Genomic DNA, 18,908 nt, shown 5'->3' with positions numbered 1-18,908 from the left:
TGAAGCTCATGAGATGGAAACGGATCGAACTGTTCGACTTGATTAACTACGTGCTGATTGTCCTCGCCTGTATTTGCATGCTGTATCCGTTCATTAACGTTGCAGCGGTTTCGCTCAGCTCCTATACGGCGTTTGTTGCGAACCCGATGCTGATCTGGCCGCAGGATTTCACCCTGGGAGCCTATGAGGAAATTTTAAGTCACCCGATTCTCTGGAAAAGCTATCTGAACACGATCATCGTCACCGTATCTGGGGTCATCATCGGCGTCTTTCTGTATCTGATCACGGCCTACCCGTTATCCAAAACCCATCTGCGCGGCCGCAGACTGTTCATGCTGCTGATCGTGTTCACGATGCTGTTCAACGGAGGGCTCATTCCGAACTTCTACCTGATGCGCTCTTTAGGGCTGCTGGATACGCTGGCGTCGCTGATTCTTCCGGCATTATTGTCCGGCTTCAGCCTGATTCTGATGAAAAATTTCATGGAGAGCCTGCCCGAGGAACTTGAGGAAGCGGCTCGCATCGACGGAGCTTCGGAGCCGTACATTTTGTTCCGCGTCGTGTTCCCGCTGTCCATGCCGATCATAGCGACCTTAGGCTTGTTCGCCGCGGTAGGGTACTGGAACAATTTCTTCAACGGCATCGTGTATATCCGAAGCGTGGAGAAGTGGCCGCTGATGCTCTTCCTCCGGGAGATTATCGAGGGCTCCAAGATGATGGAAATTTCCACCGGAGGCAACGCCGCCGAGCTCGGGGCCGGCACCGTACCGACGGAGACGCTGAAGTATGCGACGCTGATGATCGTCATGCTGCCGATCCTGTGTGTGTATCCGTTCCTGCAAAAATACTTCGTCAAGGGCTTGATGCTCGGCTCCGTGAAAGGGTAACCTGTAAGGGGGCCGATGCTTTATCCATATCATCCTAACATCATTGGAGGAATGAAAATGAAAAACAAGTTCAGAGGGGTCTGGACCGTATCGGTCGCTGCGGCTTTGCTATTCACTTCCGCATGCGGAGGAGGAACGGAGCCGGCAAAAACACCGGCAGCGGACGGCAATTCGTCCGCAAGCAAGGAGCCGGTCAAGCTGAAGATGATGGCGAACCACGAGCAGGCCAACCTGTCCGAAACGGACAAGAAATTCGTGGAGATGCTGGAGAAGAAAACAAACACCAAGCTGGAATTTGAAATCCCTCCGACGACAGGATACAAGGAGCGTCTGCAGCTGATGCTGGCCTCCGGCGATTATCCGGACATCGTTTTTTTCCCGGCTACAAGCGAGCAGGCTTTCATCAATGCGGTGAAGGACGGCATCGTAATCCCGGTCAACGACTACCTGAGCTCGGCCAAGAACCTGACTAAATATTCGTATCAAGCCTCCTGGGATGCGCTCAAGGTCAACCAGGACGGCAAGATTTATGGGATTCCGCGTACCTCGGTGACGCGTAACGACGCCTTCTGGGTGCGCAAGGACTGGCTCGCAAACGTGGGCATCACCATTCCTGCCGACAGCCAGGTGACCATCGATCAATTTACGGACATCCTGCGCAAATTCACCCTGAATGACCCGGACAAAAACGGCAAGAACGATACTTACGGCTACGCGGGCTTCGTAGACGGCAACAAGGTGCTGCAGCCGATCCTGACCAGCCAGTTCGGGCTCTTCCAATGGCAGAAGGCACCGGCCGGCAGCAAGTATGAGTATATGGATGCAACGTACGATCCTTCAGGCGCGGCATTTAAGAAGGCGCTTACTTACACGGCCAACCTGCAGAAGGAAAAGCTCCTTGACCCGGATTCGGCGACGAATGACGGCGTCAAGGCAAGAGAACGCTTCTGGCGCGGCATCGCGGGCGTATATCCTGGCTTCGCAGGCCACTACACCTGGCATACGGAAGAAATGCGGAAGCTGAACCCGAACGTGGACCTGACGTATGTGTTCGTGAAGAATGAGGACGGCAAGGTAAGCGGTATCGGCTACGGAACCGGGCTGTGGGGCTTCTGGGGCATTACCAAGGCGAGCAAAAATCCGCAAAAGGCGGTCGAACTGCTGGATGCGTGGCTCGCGGATGATATTTGGAAAACGGTTGTCGAAGGCTTCGAGGGCATGGACTATAACAAGGTTAACGGAGAAATCACGCCGATCATGGACGCCCCGAAAAGCCCGATTCGCCGCAACTCGATGCGCCGCAATAATGACCCTGAGTTCTTCATAACTGCCGGAACGAAAAAAGAAATTCGCGATCTGATTAAGCCTTGGATGGATCTGTCCTTCACCTCGGTAGTCAATTCGAAGCATCTGGATTATGTCCCCGAAGCGGCCAAGAAGCCGAACTACATGGATTATCAGAAGGTATGGAGCCAGACGATCATGAAGATCATCATGAACGAGCAGCCGGTATCCAAATTCGATGAGCTGCTGGCAGGCTGGTACAAGGCCGGGGGCGAGGATTTCGTCAAGCAAATGAACGATTATATCAAAAAAGTGGAAACCAGCAAGTAAATAAGCCGTGGGTGAAGAGCTGACCTTCTTCACCCACTTTTTATAGGAGATGAATGTCAAATGATTAATCCATCGATTCCATTATCGCGTTATCAGCTGCAAAGCCCGGAGGGAGCCGTAAGCGGAGATCTTCTCATCAACGCACAGGGGCAGCTTCAATATGAGGTGAAGTTCAGGGGAACCTCCGTCGTGGGCTTATCGGACCTCGGGGTCCTCGTCGACGGACACCACCTCGGCGACGGAGTAGAGGCGGAAGCGCCTGTTTATTTGGAGGTAGACGAAACGTATCCGGCCCGGGGGGTGCACACGGTGGCCGTTAATCGCTGCCGCGAGATGAGGATAGCCGTCACCCATAAAGGCTCGGGCATCAAGTATACGGTGGAAGCGCGTGCTTACGAGGACGGCTTTGCGATCCGTTACGTCCTCCCGGACCGGGGGACGGTTACGATTCAGGGGGAAGCCTCCTCTTGGAAGCTTCCTGCTCAGGCGGGCGTGTGGTTCTTCGAACGGAATAACGGCTGGAAGCTCAAAAGCTACGCGGGAGAATGGATTCGTACCGGGGCAGAGGAGCTGCATACGGTATCCTCACAAGGACCCGTTCAGGGGACTCCGCTGGTTGTGGAGCTTCCGGATGGGCGGGGCTACGCTGTCGTCTGCGAAGCGGCGCTGTACAATTACAGCGGCATGCGTCTTGAGGCAGTAGGCGACGGCATCGTGAAGGCCCATTTCACCGAGGGGGCGGACGGCTTTCAGCTGACAGGGGAGGTGGTGACGCCCTGGAGAGTCACCATGCTGAGCCCCGACCTGAACGGGCTGGTGAATAGCGACCTGCTCACGAACCTCAATCCGCAGCCGGACCCGGCGTTGTTCCCGGGTCAGGACTACATTCGTCCCGGACGCTCCGTCTGGCGCTGGTGGAGCCGGGGGACGGGCAGCTTCGAGGAAGAGAAGGCGATGATCGATCATGCCGAAGATTTAGGCTATGAATTTACGACGGTGGATGAGGGCTGGGAACTGTGGGAGGACAAGTGGGCCGCACTGAAGGCGTTGACCGATTACGCGTCCGCGAAGGGAGTCGGGGTGTTCGTCTGGAAGCGGTCGAAGGAAATGAACGATCCCGCGGATCAGTACCGGGCTATGCGCGAATTCATGGATCATGTGAAGGCGGCCGGCGCGGTAGGGCTCAAGATTGATTTTATTGACTGCGAGGATCTGGTCTCCATTGCCTTCGAAACGGCGGCCCTCCGGATTGCCGCGGAGCGCAGACTGATGGTCAACTTCCACGGCATTTCAAAGCCGACGGGAGAATCCCGCACGTATCCGAACGAGATCAGCCGGGAAGGCATCCGGGGGCTGGAGCTGAACAAGATGAAGGAAGGCCCGATCCCCGCCTGGCACAATGCGGCGCTGCCGTTCACCCGGTTCTTGACAGGACATGGGGATTATACGCCGATCGGTTTCTCCAACCCGGGGGATACGACCTTCGCTCATCAGCTGGCGACGGGAATTCTTTTTACTTCCCCGCTGCAGGTCATTGCAGAGCATCCTGAGTATTTACTTCAGGAGCCGTCATGCCGTCCCGCTCTGGACTTGATTAAGGAGCTGCCTTCGGTATGGGAGGAGACGGTCGTGCTGAAAGAGAGCCGGATCGGCGAGCTCGCCGCCATGGCAAGAAGGAAAGGCGATGTCTGGTACGTGGCGGTGCTGAACGGTAACGCTGAAGCGGTCACGCTTGAATTGGAGGAGCTCACGTTCCTGCCGGCGGATAAGAACTACCGGGCTGTCATGTTATCGGATGCTGGCCCTGCCGCCTTTGCTCGTGAGGAGTCGGCTCTGGAGAATGGCGAGCGCCGTCTCAAAATCCAAATGCCGCCTAACGGGGGCTATGTCGCGGTGCTGCGGCCTGCCGATGAGGTGAGCCCATGACTGTGAAGGCCGAAGGAATCGCTGCCGTCGATATCTTGGAATCCCCGGAGGAGATCGTACTCACCGCGCCGGACTATACGGTTCGGATTCGCAGGAAAGGCTTCGGGTTTTCCCTCCTCCACAAGGATGGCAGGCTGGCGGCGGGAGCGCACCCCGTGTCCGGCATTCGGCTGTCGGAGGCGGGAGGCGGCGACGCGGTGGATGCGGAGGAAACCCGGTATGTGGGGCTCACCGGCCTGAACACCGCCGAATTTCGCATTACGACGAGCCGGGGGACGGAGGCTGCGGTTGCGCTTCGACTGGACCCCCACGCGGTGCGCATGAATGTAATTCCTGCAGTGGAAGGCAGCTACACGCTGGAGGTGCGAACGGCGTCGCAGCGGCCGGTGTTTGGCATGGGAGACTTCGGGGCCCATGTCGATCGGGTGCCGACCGAGGATGCCCCGGAACGCGGGAAGCTCGATATACCGGCTAGGGATACGGCGGACGTGTTCGGGCTCGTCCGTAACGATGTGGTGAATCAAGGCACGAACATGCGCTTTATCAGCACCTTCTGCGTCTTCCCTGCGCACGGCTTCGCCCAGGTGCTGTTCGAGGAGGGCTCGAAGCGGGTCGCCCTAACGGAAGAGCACAATTTGCTCGGTGCCGCGGGTGTTCGTTCCGTGAAGGGGCTGTATTATTTTATCGGGGATATGAAGACCATCTATGCCGATTACCGCGATGCCCGGGAGGCGGAAGGATATCCCGACCGGAAGCCCAAGTACGAGATGTTCCGCGTAGGCTGGGAGGCTTACGGCTCGTTAGGCTGGAACTCGTACCAGAGTGCAGTGGAGCAAGCGTTGAGCGAATATGCGGAGCGCGGCTACGAACTGGCGTGGGGCGTCATCGGCTCCGGCTTCTGGAAGGGCGACAGGAAGCTGCCGGAGCAGGGTTCGACGGTCAGCTTCGGCATCTGGGACGACGAGCGGGAGGAGCATCGCACGGACGAGCTGCCGAACCCGCGGTATCCGGACCCGGAGGGGATCAAGCGTTTTTTTGCCGAGCGGGGGATGAAGCTGCTGATCGGCATTCGCAACCATTTCAAGGCTCCGGCAGAGGACGGCGGCTATCATCATGGGATTAACAACGGCCCTTATGTCCATGAAGCGATGGAAAAGGGGTATTTACTGAAGGATGCCGAAGGCCAGCTGGTCCGTATTACCAATGCGGAATTTCCAAGGGGCACGCTGTACATGCTGGATGCCCGGAATCCCGGGGCGCTATCGTGGTTTCTGGAGGGCTGCGAGAAGTGGGAAGCGGACGGATATAAGGAAGATGCGATGGTGTACACGAAGCATTATCGCGACGGGAATTGGAATCCGCTGAACGAGGCCTTCATGGACCGGGGCTGTCCGACGATTGTGCGGAGCACCGCGTATTCGGCGCCTGGGGATGTGCTGCGGATCAATGACACGTACTACGGCAAAGGAGAAGGCTTCCACTTCGATCAGGATCGGGTGCCGATCAATCTGCTGAACTATGCGGCCAGCGGGGTATCGAATTTGTATCCCGACATTACCGGGGGAACGCCCAAGACGGATCCAACGCTCCCTTCGTATCAGGATTACTTTGTGCGCAATGCGACGTTCAACGCGTTATGCCCTGCGATGTCGATGGGGAGGAAGCCTTGGGAGATGCAGCGACCGGAGTACGAGGCTCATGTCAAAAAGGCGGCGGACTGGCACAACCGCTATGCGCCTTATATTTATAGCGCCGTGATTACGGCCTATGAGACGGGCTTCCCGGCGGCCATGACGCCGCTGCCGCTTGCCTACCCGGACGATCCGGCCACTTACGGGCTGGCCAACCGGACGACTCGGCAGTATGAGTGGCTGCTGGGTCCTTCGCTGCTGGCGGCGCCGCTGTTCGGCAACGATTTCGATACCGCCGAAACCAGGGATGTGTACCTTCCGGAAGGCAGCTGGATCGAATACGAAACCGGCAAGCGGTACGAGGGACCGGCCTTCCTGCGGAATCACCCGATTCCGAAGGGAGCGATCCCTGTGTTTGTCGGAGGCGCAGGAGTAACCGTATGCCTGGAGGACGGCGCTGCGGTGATGGAGGTGTATCCGGTAGCTCCCGCGGGGACGGAATACCGGCATGTGTGGAACGACGGGGTACAGGTGTCCGTGCTGCAGCTGCGGCATGAGGGATGGGAACCCGCTCGCTTCGTAGTGGAAAGCACAGCGGACCTGGCTGCCGATGGGGAGAAGGAGTGGCTTCCGCTCGCGACGGCTCCCCGTGTATCGGACGTAACCGGCGCCCTTCGGTTTGTTATCGAACCGGGTCGAAGCTACAGGCTGAGGAATGAATAACAAGGAGCAGCCTGAGCGCTGCTCCTTCTTTCTCATTTTGTGTCGGGCAAGGGATGGCAATGCTGCCAAAAAAGGCAGCAATCCGCGATCTTAAGCGAGGTTCGGTAAGCGATTTGTGAGAAGTTGATATACGCAGCAATAATCTGGGCTTAGTGGGAAAATGTTGGGGAAACTGCATTTTAAGTCAATTTCATAATTAGAAAGCCCATGTGGAATAAGGTTTTTCGGCAAACAAAAAGGAGTATTTCCCCACATTAAGTTTGCCGAATTGTTTAAGCAGCGAACGGCTATTGAACGTGTCTTTGCTTATCTGAAATTTGACCAAACAAGCCGCGTAACTTTTTGAAAATGTACACCCCGAAATTGGTTACCTGCGGCATATAGATCGTGTTACAGGGCTTCTGGCGCTTATCACGGCCCTGTAACGCTCCTTGTAACGTTATGAAATCACCTGATATGAACGAAACCGTCAAGTGCTCAGCACGTACCCTTGATTTGGAGTGCTCTAAAGTAAGCCTGTCAAATGCCTTTTTTGACAGGCGGTTCACTCTGCCCATACTTTTTTACTTCGGTCTGGCTGATCAAGCCAGACCCTGCCCTACGGCGAGTAACGGGGTGCAGGGGGCGTGCTCCCTGCTGTCTTTCTTTAATTTGAGCTTGTGGTTCGAATGAGTTTCATTCCTTGGCACGAGGGCAAAATGGTTCTTTGCGCCGGTTGGCAACCTGATATTCGTGGGTTATCACAAGTGAATTGTATACGACCAGAGAGCTTACCTGCTAAACTTACGACGCGCATGAAGCCGCACTACCTGAAAGATTGACTTTGCGCAGGTGATTTCCGCGGATTATTACTCTCTGCCTTGCTTTAGTACTTTGCCCTCGAGCCAAAGAATGTAACGTAACGCATTGCCTAACTCACTAAGCCGGAATCACTTCCTTTTTCATTCAATCATACCCTTATTTTTTATGCTGTGATGCTGTTTTTTTGCTTATCTACTTCCTTGGCTATGGCCCATATGAAACCTATAAGCTCTCGGGCTACTGCGGCGATGATGGTTCCTTTGTGCTTTCCTTTGAAAAGGAGCTTCTTGTATTTGTGGTGTAATCGCTTTTGTGCTTTCCAGGAGATATTGACAATTTCCGAACTCAGTCCTTTTTGCCTATCTCGCAGCGTTTTCCGTATGGCAGGTGAGCTCCGATAGCTCCAGGCGGCTTCAACCAATACCCTACGTATATGGGCATTTCCAGCTTTCGTTATCCCACCTTGCCAACGACTCCCCCCGCTAGAACGTTCTGATGGCACCAGCCCCACATAACTCATGAGCTGCTGAGGGGATGCGAATCTTCCTGCAATGTGGCCAAGTTCCGAAGCTACAGTAACGGCTGTAATTAGGGCAACGCCATGGAGCCCCTGCAATGCTTGGATCATGGTCGCTTGGCATCCTTCACTCGTTTGCTTCTCCATCTCCGCTTCATATCTTCGGATCCGGTTCGTAGCTTCTTGGATGCTGTTTCGGTATTCTTGGAATACCATATCCTCACAACACCGAGAAAACCGTAAAGTATCTAACCAATTTTCATATGGCTGAGTCCACACTCGAACGCCCTTGGGCGGGTGGATCTGATGGCGAAGCAGAAACTTGGTTAAACGCTGTTTATGCCGATTCCTGTCTTGTACGGCATCTTCCCTGGCCCGAACCAAATCTCGCAAGGCTTCATCCTCGGGACGTGGTACATAGATCTCTGTCAATTCATTTGCTCTCCAGAGCTGCGCTAGACGTACAGCATCTCTCTTATCTGTTTTTATTCGAGTATTCCCCTCTAAGTCTGTTGGTGCGATGACGCTGCATTCCACATACATCTCCAAAAGCCATCGATACAAGACGAACCCCGTAGGGCCAGCCTCATAGCATATACTTAACTTTACGTCATCATCTTTCATTAACTGATTAACTAGTTTACGAACAGCCTCCTTCGTATGCGAGATGACACCATGGAACCTGACGGGTTCATTTCTATTTTCGGGGGCGATGGCTACAGCTATTTTTTCTTTGGATACGTCTAGACCAACATATTTTATGGTTATACTCATTACTAAACCGACTCCTTTTGTTTGTAGCTCTGTTTTGGATTATTTGATTGATTACTCAATTCAATTGATTTCCAAAATCAACCTACGTAATGCAAAATGGTAGTCGGTTTCGTTCATTTTAACTTACTGTACCAAATATATGTTCATCTGCCACTGTAAGATGAAAAAATCGCGTTACAGGGTGTCTGGTGCTTATCACGTCCCGGTAACGCTCCTTATAACATTATGAATTCACCTTTTTTTGCAGAATTCTAGACGGTACAAGGCGTTTTCTCATGATCTACTTCCCGCCCCTGGCCGCATTCTTAAATTCGTTGGGCGTCATGCCGGTATGCTTTTTGAACATCGTGCAGAAGTAGGAGTAGCTGTTGAAGCCGATGCGGTCCACCAGCTCGTAGTTTCGGTACTGTCCGTCCAAGAGATACTTCTTGGCCATCTCGATTCGCCGGGACAGGATGTAGTCGAATACCGTCATGCCGACCTCCTTCTTGAACATATGTCCGAGATGGGAGGGGCTGAACTGGATTTCCCTTGCAATGTCCTCCAAGGAAAGGTCGTCCCCCAGATGCTGGTCGATGTACTGCTTCGCAAGCGCCACCTCGGGACGCAGCCGCTTCTGCTGATGCTTCCGGTGCTGCTCCTCGCAAATCCGGCTTAGGCTTGCTGCAGTGAGCGGGAAGGAAGGCTCCTCCAGAGCGGCCTCGTACGGCTGAGCCATCCGGTCTGGGAGCTGCTGAAGCATTTCCTTCAGGAAGCTCTGCGCCGCCGCAGGCTCCGGCCGGTATTCGCCGAATACCTGCTCCAGCTGCTGCAGCCAGGTCTTGAAGGCTTGCGGGTCGTCCCCTTCCGACAGTGCCTCCTTCGGAAAAGCTGCCGACAGCTGCTCTAGATAGCCCGGCGGCACCGGCTGAAACGGGATCTCCTTCTCCGCGAAGATCGGATACGGATTCCCTTGATAATACCGGTAGAGCAGGTGGTGCTCCGCACGGGAATACATCCTCCTAAGCAAATGCAGGTACTCGAAGGAAGGACTGACCGACATGCAGAGGCGCACCGACATAAACTGCAGCAAGGGCTTCTCCAGCTGAATCAGCCGCTCCCGGAGGAGCTCCTCGCTTAGGGCGGGCTCCGAGGCGTGAATCAGCAGGGTGAACTGCCCGAACCGGTTCGGGAAGAGCTCAAAGCCGGCCGGCAGCTTCTCCGCCAGCGTCTCTCTGACGATCTCCAGCATGGAGAATTCAAGCAGCGGCTTATCCTTCTCCGAGTAACGGGCCGCATACCGCGCCAAATCGTCCACTCGGCATACGATGAGCCGATAAGGCGGCATTTCGAGATCGATATCGAGCTCGGCTCCGATTCGGATCATTTCCTGCCGCTCGGCCAGCACGCCGGAGATGATTTTGTCAAAGTAATCCTTGCGGAGGGAATACTGATAGTTTTGCACAATCTTGCGGCGGGCGCGTTTGTTGTTCTCCAGGTCGAGCTCCTTGTCGAGATCGGCCGAAGCCCGGTCCAGCGCGGAGCGGGTGGCCTCCATGTCGATCGGCGATTTGAGGATGTACCCCATCGCCCCGCTTTGGATGGCCTGCTGGGCAAAGTCGAAATCCCGATGCGCCGTAAGCATAATGCACCTGACTGCCGGGTAACGGACTCTCATTTCCTTAAGCATGCGCAGCCCGTCCATGACCGGCATGGTTATGTCCACCAGGGCAATGTGGGGCTGCAGCTCGGCGATCATGCCGAGTGCCTCCTCCCCGTTCCCGGCTTCTCCGACGATCTCATACCCCCATTCCTTCCAAGGGTAGGTATGGCGGATGTGCTTCAGCGCCAGCGGTTCGTCATCGACCAGCAGTATTTTTTTCATGATGCGGTGCCTCCTCTTAGGGTTGGATAACTACGGGCATTCGAATCAGGATCCGCGTGCCGAAGTCCGCGGAGGAATCGAGACTCATCGAATAGGCGGGACCATAGAGCGTCCGCAAGCGGTAATGCACGTTCGCGAAGCCGATCCCTTCCTCTTCGTCCGCTTCTTCGACGGAGTCGCGAAGCAGAACCGCCCGCAGCTTCCCGAGCATGTCCTCCGGGATGCCGATGCCGTTGTCCTCGATGAGCAGCTCCCAGTCGTCGCCGTCGCGAGTGGAGCCGATAAACAGCGTCCCGGAGCCCTGCATCGGCGACAAGCCGTGGAAGATGCAATTTTCCACAATCGGCTGCAGCGTGAACTTGGGGAGTCTGTAGCTGAGCGTGGCCGGATCGATATCGGTTTCATAATCAAAGCGGCCTTCGTACCGAACCTGCATCAGCTGGATGTAGTGCTCCACCGCGTTCAATTCATCCTTCAGGCTGACATCCTCCATCGTCTGCGTCAGGCTGTAGTCGAGCTGCCGGGTGAGTGAGGAAATAAGCAGGTCCACCTTCGACAAATCCCCCTCGCGGGATTTCATACTGATTGCATTAAGCGTGTTAAAAAGAAAATGCGGCTTGATCTGGGCCTGCAGCATGCGGATTTCGAAGGCCTTCTTCTTCGCTTCCGTGGTCTTCAGGTCCTCGATCAGCAGACCGATCTGCTTCGTCATCCGGTTGAAATGGCGGGCCAAATTGCCGATCTCATCCCGGCGGTTGACGGGGATCTTGGCATTCAGGTTGCCGGAGCTGATCTCGTCGAGCGACAGGGCGAACTGCCGGATCGGCTGACCGATCATTTTGGACATAATCCAGGCTATGACCAGAGCCAGAATCAGAGACGCGACGGCAAGCGCCGCGGTGAACCGAACCGTAGCCTCCAGCGGCCTCAGCAGCTCGGTCTTGTCCATCATCCACATGACCTGCCAATTCATGACGTTATTGCTGCTGCGGGTTAGAAAGTAATCGGTTCGGGTCGCCGACTCCGGCAGCGACAAGGAATACTCGTTCCAAGGAGCTTCCAGGATCGCTTCCGGGAAGTCGGTCCACTCCACCTGGTTGGTGTACACGTTATAGCGGGTATGCGAGCCCTTGCCGTAAATCGGGCGGTTCGCCGCGTCCAGCAGGATCAGCTCCCCGTGCAGAAGGTCGGGTGCATCCGGCAGCAGGGCTTCATACAGCTTCTCGAAGCCGATGTCGAGCGCCAGCATCATGCGTGAATTTTCCTTACCGGGAACGAGCATAAAAAAGGTAACCGTATATTGGGACGCCTCCGACCAATACGGCTCGGTCCAGTACAGCTTATTCGCCTCCAGCACGCGAACGCGGTTCCATTTGAAGGTTTCGTTATTCATCAGCATCCAGCCGATGCTGGAGGTGCTGGCCGTCACTCTGCCGTCCTGAATGTAATGAATATTATTGACCGTCGGGAGCAAATACAGCAAATTATCGTGAAACCAGCGGTTGATTTCGGTGGGACTGTCCTCAAGCAGCCGGCTGTCCCCGACGATCGATGCGGCGAAATTACGGATCGACCGGAGCTGGGTTTCCAAGTAGTTATTGGTTTTGGCGTTCATATCAATCGCATACTTGGTTTGCGCGGAGACGAGGATATTGGAAGAATAGTTGTAGTACGAATAGCCGAGCAGCAGAATGATGACTTCCGTCAGCAGGAAGGTAAGCAGGAAGGTTTTGGTCGAGAGCTTCCAATTCATGTAATATCGCAGCCGATGCATGCTTCATCCTCCTAACAAGCGGCCCAGGTACTCTCATTGTACCAAAGTTGGACGCAGTCCTGATTAAAAGTACGGGGAATTTTTACGAAAAAAATCGTGATATTGTTAAACTTCCTATCCATTCGTTGTACACTAGTAGTATACCGAACGATATAACGACAGCAGAAGGGGACGAGCCTATTGGAGCGAGCATTGACCCGCAGAGTGTATAGCCCGATCGCATTGCTTTTGGCCGCTGCCTGTTTGACCGCATCCTGCAGCAAGGAATCGGAACCGAAGCCGGTGCAGGAACGGGTGAAGATTACGGTCCATATGATCGGTACCAGACCCCTTCCCGACCCGAAGGAGGATCCCATCAAGCAGGAGCTCGATAAGAAGCTGGGCATCGATTTGACGATCCGCACGTTTCTTCCAGAGGATTATGCGAACCAGCTGAAGATGGGGATGGCGACAGGCTCCAATGCGGATTTGTTCAGCATCGGAAACCGTCAGGAATTCGTTCAGTATAGCAAACAGCAGTTACTGCTCGACCTGTCGCCGTATTTGGATTTGCTTGAGCCGGCCATGCAGATGGTCGGCAAGGAGAGGCTGCAGCTGGCGGAGGCCGGAGGCGGTGTCTACGGCTTGCCCAGAACGGAAACCGCCTATCAATACAGCTTTTGGATCCGGCAGGATTGGCTGGAGAAGCTGAAGCTGAACGTTCCCCGGACGACAGAAGAGTTCCTCGCGGTGGTTAAGGCGATGGCCGAGAGGGATCCCGACGGCAACGGCCAGAAGGACACGTACGGGTTCAGCGGAAGGCCGAATCAGGCGCTGGGGCCCCTTTTCGGTGCCTTTGGCACGACGTATCCGGGCTCCTTCTATATAAAAGGCAATAAGCTAATCAATTCGCTGTACGATCCGGCCACGCCCCAAGCACTTTCTTACATCCGCTCGATCTTCGAGACGAAGGGAGTGGATCCCGGCATTGTCTCCAATACGAGCCTGCAGCACAAGGAGAAGGCGCTGCAGGGGCAGCTCGGCCTGTTTTATTTCAATTGGCCGAACTGGTACCAGGAAGAGTATCTTAAGGTGAACGCGAACGCGCATTGGATTCCGATCGATCCTCCGCAGGGGCCAAACGGCGACAGGTATGCGTATGCGAAGGACGTCTCCGATAGTATTCTTGTCATTCCCAAGTCCGTCGGCAACGACAAGGTGAAGCTGAACAAGATCATTCAGCTCCTGAATTACGTCTCCACCCCGGAGGGGAATAAGCTCGTGATGTACGGTCTGCCGGGCAAGCACTATACCGAGACGAACGGGAAGATTGTCTTGCACGAAATTTTGAAGGAAACGCTGGGATACGCCTATCAGTTGACGGGACGGGACGAGATGGGCTATCTTAGAACGAAGTTTCCGGAACGTGAAGCGGATTTCACGATGGCGGCGAGGCAGCCGTTCATTTCCATCTATGACGGCTTGATCCAGCCCCCCGACGGGTTTCGCTTGGACGACGCCAAGCGGTATATCGAGCAGGAGCTGTGGAGATTCATCTATGGTCAGCGGCCGCTGGAAAGCTATGGCGGGTTCTTGAAGGAGCTCGAGGAGCAGTTCCACTATGAAAGCAGATACGTCGCCTCGGCCCGGCAGCAGATTAGCGAGCTGGGAGCGACCGAAGGGCCTTAACGAGCGGTGTGCGGGTATCTGGAAAGGAGTGGGTGAAATGTGGGTGAAGGTGTGCCTGCCGATTGTACTCTCCGCGCTGGAGATCCTAAGTATGTTCGCGCTTATGCTGGCTGTGTTTCGCTTTAAGTTTGTAAGATACGGACGGCCGCTGCTGCTGCTATCGATTCCGATGAGCGTCGCTTCTTTCTTTATCCGCAGCGCGCCTGTGCTGGAGCCCTTTAAGCCGCTGCTGATGTACGTTTTATTTTTTCTCGCAATCAAAATACTGTTCGGTCTTCGCTACACACAAGTGTTGATGGTTACGCTGATCGGCTACATCGGGTACGGCCTGCTGCAAACGTTGATGGCTTGGGGGGGCGTCGCCTCCGGGCTGACGACGATGGCGGACATCATGGCAATGGGTCCGGTCAACTATGTCCTTCAGGCCGTCTCCATTGTCATTACTTCAGGAATCGTGGCGTTGATCGTACGGTTCCGCTGGGGGTTCTCCTTCATTTCGCAGCATGTGCGTTTTACCATGAGCTCATCGCATATCTGGATCACGCTCATCGTCATGGGCTCCGGTGTGATAACGTTCTTCTCCCTGCGGACGGTGAACCTGATCATGGTTGTGGCGTTGGCGGCGGATTTTTATTTGCTGATGCAGCTTGCGAGGACTAAGGAGCTGCAGGAGGCGTAGGGTTTGTTAAAGGGATTCAATTACATAAGAAGAGGTGACATCATGAGTATTTATGATTTTACGGTTCGCAAGTCCAATGGTGTAAGATGGCCTTTGTATGAATTGGAAGGAAAGCCGCTTGTTATTATCAATACAGCCAGTAAATGTACGTTTACTCCGCAATTTGCCGATTTGCAGCGTCTTTACGAGCAGTTCCGCAACCATGTTGAATTTATCGGTTTTCCATGTAATCAATTCGGGGAACAGGAGCCTGGGAGCAATCAGGAAGCGGAATCCTTCTGCCAGATCAACTATGGAGTTACCTTTCCCATCTTCTCCAAAATCGAAGTGAACGGCGAGCACGCGCATCCGTTGTTCGATTACTTAAAAAAGGCTGCTCCGTTCAGAGGATTCGATGAGACCAATGTTAACGAAAAATTGTTGAAAATGATGATCACCGAGAAAAGTCCGGAATGGTTGTTAGGGAGCTCCATCAAATGGAATTTTACGAAGTTCCTGATTGATAAGAACGGGGAAGTTGTCGCGCGATTCGAGCCCACTGACGAAATGGACCTGCTTCGGCAAGCGATTGAAAGCCAATTGAATAATTAGTTTGTATGGAAGCTATTTACAATCCTCCTTCGGATCTATATAATAGCCTACAACTTACACAAAGGAGGCTGACACGAATGGTCGCCGTTACCTCACGCAAGTGGATCGACATGTTGTTCAGCTCCTGCAGGCATCATCATACGTAAGCGTTCGTACCGCGGATATTCCGCAGGGATGAACGCTTCTTGGCGTTGTACCTGCGGACTTGAAGGAAGAGTCATGTGGGTATTTTTTCTACCTGCATGGCTCTTTTTGTTTTTCAATCCTACTGAATGGAGGCAAGAGATCAATGAATCAACTAAGTTATGTTTGGCCGTCGGAGCAGGAGGCCCTGGAGCAGCGGCTGCAGGATCATAAGGTGCTGTTTGGCAGAGAGGTGCTGGCGGGGGTGCTGGACATCTTCGACGAGGTAGTCCGGGACGGGGATGCGGCCGTTCGCTGCCGAACGCTTCGGCATGATCAGGTCGGACTTACGGACCTGCGGGTTTCGGACGCCTATGTGGAGGAGTGCCTTGCTTCACTCTCGCCGGCTATGCGGTCGGCGGTCGAGCGCGCGATCCTGCATATTCGGCAGGTGAATGAGGAGCTGCTTCCGGTGTCTTGGGAAAAGGAGCTCCGTCCCGGGACCATTGTCGGGGAAAAGGTTACGCCGCTTGGCCGTGTTGGCATTTGGATCCCTGCGAGGAAGGGGCCGCTTGTCTCTACGGCGCTCATGCTTGTCGCTGCGGCCAAGGTCGCCGGGGTCGGCAGCATTGTGGTCGGCATGCCGCCGTTGGCGAACGGCCTGCCGGATCCGGGGACGGTCGCCGGGGCCAAGCTGGCGGGTGCCGACGCGTTTGTGGTCGGCAATGGCGTCGCGGTCATAGCCGGCTTCGCCGTAGGCACCGAGACGATTCCCGAGGCGGACGGCATCTTCGGGCCGGGACCGGGCGGCATTGCGGCGGCGATGAGCGTAGCGATGACCTACGGGAAGAAGAGCGCTCTCGGCCTCGGACCGACGGAATGCGCGATCATCGCCGATGAAACGGCGGATCCGTTGAAGCTCGCCTGCGACCTGATCAGTGAAGCGGAGCATGGAGCGGATTCGGCAGCTCTGCTGGTTACGACATCGATGGAGCAGGCGAAACGGGTCGAGGAGGCGCTGCGGCTTCGGATAGCGGAGATCGAGGAGCCCAGGCGCAGCTACCTGCAGCAGGTGTTCGGCCCGGCGGGCAAGGGAGCGATGGTCGTTGCACCGGACGTGCACAGCGGCTGCGGCATCGTGGATACGTTCGCACCGGAGCATTTGATGATAGCCGGTCAGGATTCGTTTCAGCGGCAGGTGCTCGGGCTCATTCAGCATGCCGGTGAGATTCTGCTCGGCGGGCACACGCCGTTCTCCGCAGCCAATTACGCCATCGGCATTACGGCGGTGCTGCCAACGAACCGGTATGCCAAAGCATTCTCCGGCGTCACGGCAAGAGACATGGTGAAAACCTCCATGCTCGGCAAGCTGTCGGAGGGGGCTCTGCAGGAGCTGTATCCGATCATCGAGACGCTGGGGGCTTATGAGCAGCTCCCCTGCCACATCGCCGCGGCCGGCATTCGAGTGAAAGTCCCTCGGGAGTCCGGTCCGGATTTCGGCGCATAGCCTCGGAAAAGCCCAAGCTGTGATCCCTGTTTCAGAGGAGCGATATTCGGGTAATAACCTAGGTTAGTTAGGTAGAAGCTTACTAGATCCAGCTAAGCGGGTGAACGAATCGTGAAGACGGACAACAACCGGGATGAAACAAATCACAGATTGGCTACGATAGGCCAAATGTCTGCTGGGATCGCACATGAAATTAGGAATCCGCTGACGGCAGTCAAAGGATTTATGCAGCTGCTGCAAAAGGAGCATGAAAGCCGTTATTGGGACATCATCAACACGGAATTGGATCAAGCCATCAATACGGTCCAAAATCTGCTTACGGTCGCCAAGCCCAACTTAGTGGAAGAAAGAGAAAGTTATTTATCCGTATGCGTATTGGTAGAGAACACGCTTTCTCTTTTCCAGAATGAAATGTATCGTGTACAAGTTGAAAAAAAATTTCACAATACGAGTGCCAAAATTCGCGGCAAAAGCAACCAGCTGAAGAGGGCTTTTTTTAATTTGATCAAGAATGCCTTTGAGGCCATTGACGGGGATGGACGCATTTGTCTTGAACATTATGAAAAAGACGGATTTGTACATTTCATTATTAGAGATACAGGGAAAGGAATTCCCAAAGAGAAGCTGGGGTTGTTAGGGACCCCCTTCTTTACGACAAAAGGCGATGTTGGCAATGGTCTTGGCTTGGCTCAAGTGTATGCAACCTTTCACGAGCATGGCGGACAAGTTCTAGCTGACAGTACGGAAGGCATAGGAACGGAATTTACTTTAAGACTACCCGTCTCTACACCGGATTTGGAGGAACATTTCACGATGACTGAATTGAAATTAGCGGATGATGTGCAGCAATTTTTTGAGCTGAATCGAGAATCGTTCAATAAGCAATTGGAGCTTGCAGCGAGCAATACCTTTCGAGTGGTGTCTCAATCGAAGCTGGTTTCGGCAAAGGATTTGCTGGACCACGCCAATCAAATATTAAATTTAATTCACAAAGGCTTGACGCAGGAAATTATTCAGCTTGCACAAGAACGAGGAATCGCATGGGCCAAATCGGACATTCCCATCATTTCAAAAATGGAGTGGTTCTACTCGCTTCGAAAAGTCATGTGGTCCTTTCTCCGATACTATCATGTAAACAAGAACATTTCCGCAATAGAGGTATTCGAATTATCGGATCGGATCAGCGAAGCGTTGGATAATTTCATCATTCATTTTAACGTGAGTTTTACGAAATATAGAGATGAAACCTTGCAAACGCAGCGGCAGATTATTGATGAGTTGACGGTACCCTTAATTCCTATTCTCAGCCAAGTGGCCGTTCTTCCGCTCATAGGCACGCTTGACGAAGAAAGGCTAACCAAAATTGAAGACCGGGTCTTTGCAGAGGTCGAGTACAAAGCCATACAAAAAATTGTTATCGATTTGTCGGGAGCTTTGATCTTTGCCCCTGAAGCCATCGGCCATTTGGTTCGGATTCATGACGGTCTCACTCTGCTCGGATGCACGGTCATTCTTACCGGAATCAAAGCTTCTCTGACGAAGCTGATGTTGAATTGCAAAGTAGAGATCGGCAATAAATTCAAAATCGAAAGCACGCTGCAGCAGGCAATCTATAAAGAATTACATCCTCTTTGAAGAGATTTGAATTATAACCTTACTACCCCCGGCTGTTTTCAGATCGGGGGTATTCGTATGGGGGTGAAATTGTCTGTGAAATAAAATTTCAAATAATACATATTTACTAAAATAATATTTTAAAGTATGATTAGCCTTAATGAGGGGAGGGAAATGTTGGATGAGGTTCCGGTTCCTCGGAAAGGGGACCAAAC

General features: G+C 54.0%; 12 protein-coding genes. 9 read left to right on the top strand and 3 right to left on the bottom strand.

The features are described from left to right. Positions 1-8 precede the first annotated feature (8 nt). From RAC89_RS08415 to RAC89_RS08400, 4 genes are read left to right on the top strand one after another with little or no spacing between them, the layout of a single operon-like run. Positions 9-887, top strand: coding sequence for a carbohydrate ABC transporter permease (locus RAC89_RS08415; protein WP_284641964.1), 879 nt, complete (start codon positions 9-11; stop codon positions 885-887). A 57-nt stretch (positions 888-944) separates the two neighbouring features. Continuing rightward, positions 945-2,501 (top strand): extracellular solute-binding protein, encoded by a 1,557-nt coding sequence (locus RAC89_RS08410; protein ID WP_306612981.1) that lies wholly within the window; start codon positions 945-947, stop codon positions 2,499-2,501. A 60-nt stretch (positions 2,502-2,561) separates the two neighbouring features. Next, positions 2,562-4,427 carry a glycoside hydrolase family 97 protein gene (locus RAC89_RS08405; RefSeq protein ID WP_306612979.1) on the top strand — a complete coding sequence of 622 codons (1,866 nt, stop codon included), beginning with the start codon at positions 2,562-2,564 and terminating at the stop codon, positions 4,425-4,427. After that, the gene (locus tag RAC89_RS08400) at positions 4,424-6,781 is read left to right on the top strand and encodes a TIM-barrel domain-containing protein (RefSeq protein ID WP_306612978.1); all 2,358 of its coding nucleotides are present in this window, start codon (positions 4,424-4,426) and stop codon (positions 6,779-6,781) included. The genes RAC89_RS08405 and RAC89_RS08400 overlap by 4 nt, the downstream gene beginning before the upstream one ends. A 964-nt stretch (positions 6,782-7,745) precedes the next feature. Here RAC89_RS08400 and RAC89_RS08395 read toward each other — a convergent pair. The 3 genes from RAC89_RS08395 to RAC89_RS08385 all read right to left on the bottom strand — a co-directional run bounded on the left by RAC89_RS08395 (position 7,746) and on the right by RAC89_RS08385 (position 12,511). Then, positions 7,746-8,873 carry an IS110 family RNA-guided transposase gene (locus RAC89_RS08395; protein WP_306612462.1) on the bottom strand — a complete coding sequence of 376 codons (1,128 nt, stop codon included), beginning with the start codon at positions 8,871-8,873 and terminating at the stop codon, positions 7,746-7,748. Between the two features lie 280 nt (positions 8,874-9,153). Continuing rightward, positions 9,154-10,737 carry a response regulator gene (locus RAC89_RS08390; RefSeq protein WP_306612977.1) on the bottom strand — a complete coding sequence of 528 codons (1,584 nt, stop codon included), beginning with the start codon at positions 10,735-10,737 and terminating at the stop codon, positions 9,154-9,156. A 16-nt stretch (positions 10,738-10,753) separates the two neighbouring features. Next, positions 10,754-12,511, bottom strand: coding sequence for a sensor histidine kinase (locus tag RAC89_RS08385; RefSeq protein WP_306612976.1), 1,758 nt, complete (start codon positions 12,509-12,511; stop codon positions 10,754-10,756). Between the two features lie 180 nt (positions 12,512-12,691). Here RAC89_RS08385 and RAC89_RS08380 point away from each other — a divergent pair, with 180 nt between their 5' ends. From RAC89_RS08380 to RAC89_RS08360, 5 genes are all read left to right on the top strand, one after another. After that, entirely contained in the window at positions 12,692-14,179 is a 1,488-nt protein-coding gene (locus RAC89_RS08380) for an extracellular solute-binding protein (RefSeq protein ID WP_306612975.1), read from the top strand. Next, positions 14,112-14,858, top strand: coding sequence for a hypothetical protein (locus tag RAC89_RS08375; protein WP_306616172.1), 747 nt, complete (start codon positions 14,112-14,114; stop codon positions 14,856-14,858). The genes RAC89_RS08380 and RAC89_RS08375 overlap by 68 nt, the downstream gene beginning before the upstream one ends. A 42-nt stretch (positions 14,859-14,900) precedes the next feature. Further along, positions 14,901-15,449 carry a glutathione peroxidase gene (locus RAC89_RS08370; RefSeq protein WP_306612974.1) on the top strand — a complete coding sequence of 183 codons (549 nt, stop codon included), beginning with the start codon at positions 14,901-14,903 and terminating at the stop codon, positions 15,447-15,449. 289 nt (positions 15,450-15,738) lie between these two features. After that, positions 15,739-17,079, top strand: a complete 1,341-nt coding sequence (gene hisD / locus RAC89_RS08365; protein ID WP_306612973.1) for a histidinol dehydrogenase — start codon at positions 15,739-15,741, stop codon at positions 17,077-17,079. Between the two features lie 111 nt (positions 17,080-17,190). Next, positions 17,191-18,714, top strand: a complete 1,524-nt coding sequence (locus RAC89_RS08360; protein ID WP_306612972.1) for an ATP-binding protein — start codon at positions 17,191-17,193, stop codon at positions 18,712-18,714. Positions 18,715-18,908: the final 194 nt, after the last annotated feature.

Source organism: Paenibacillus sp. GD4 (genome assembly GCF_030846225.1).
Lineage (GTDB): Bacteria > Bacillota > Bacilli > Paenibacillales > NBRC-103111 > Paenibacillus_G > Paenibacillus_G silviterrae.
This window is presented reverse-complemented; position numbering and strand designations above follow the sequence as displayed.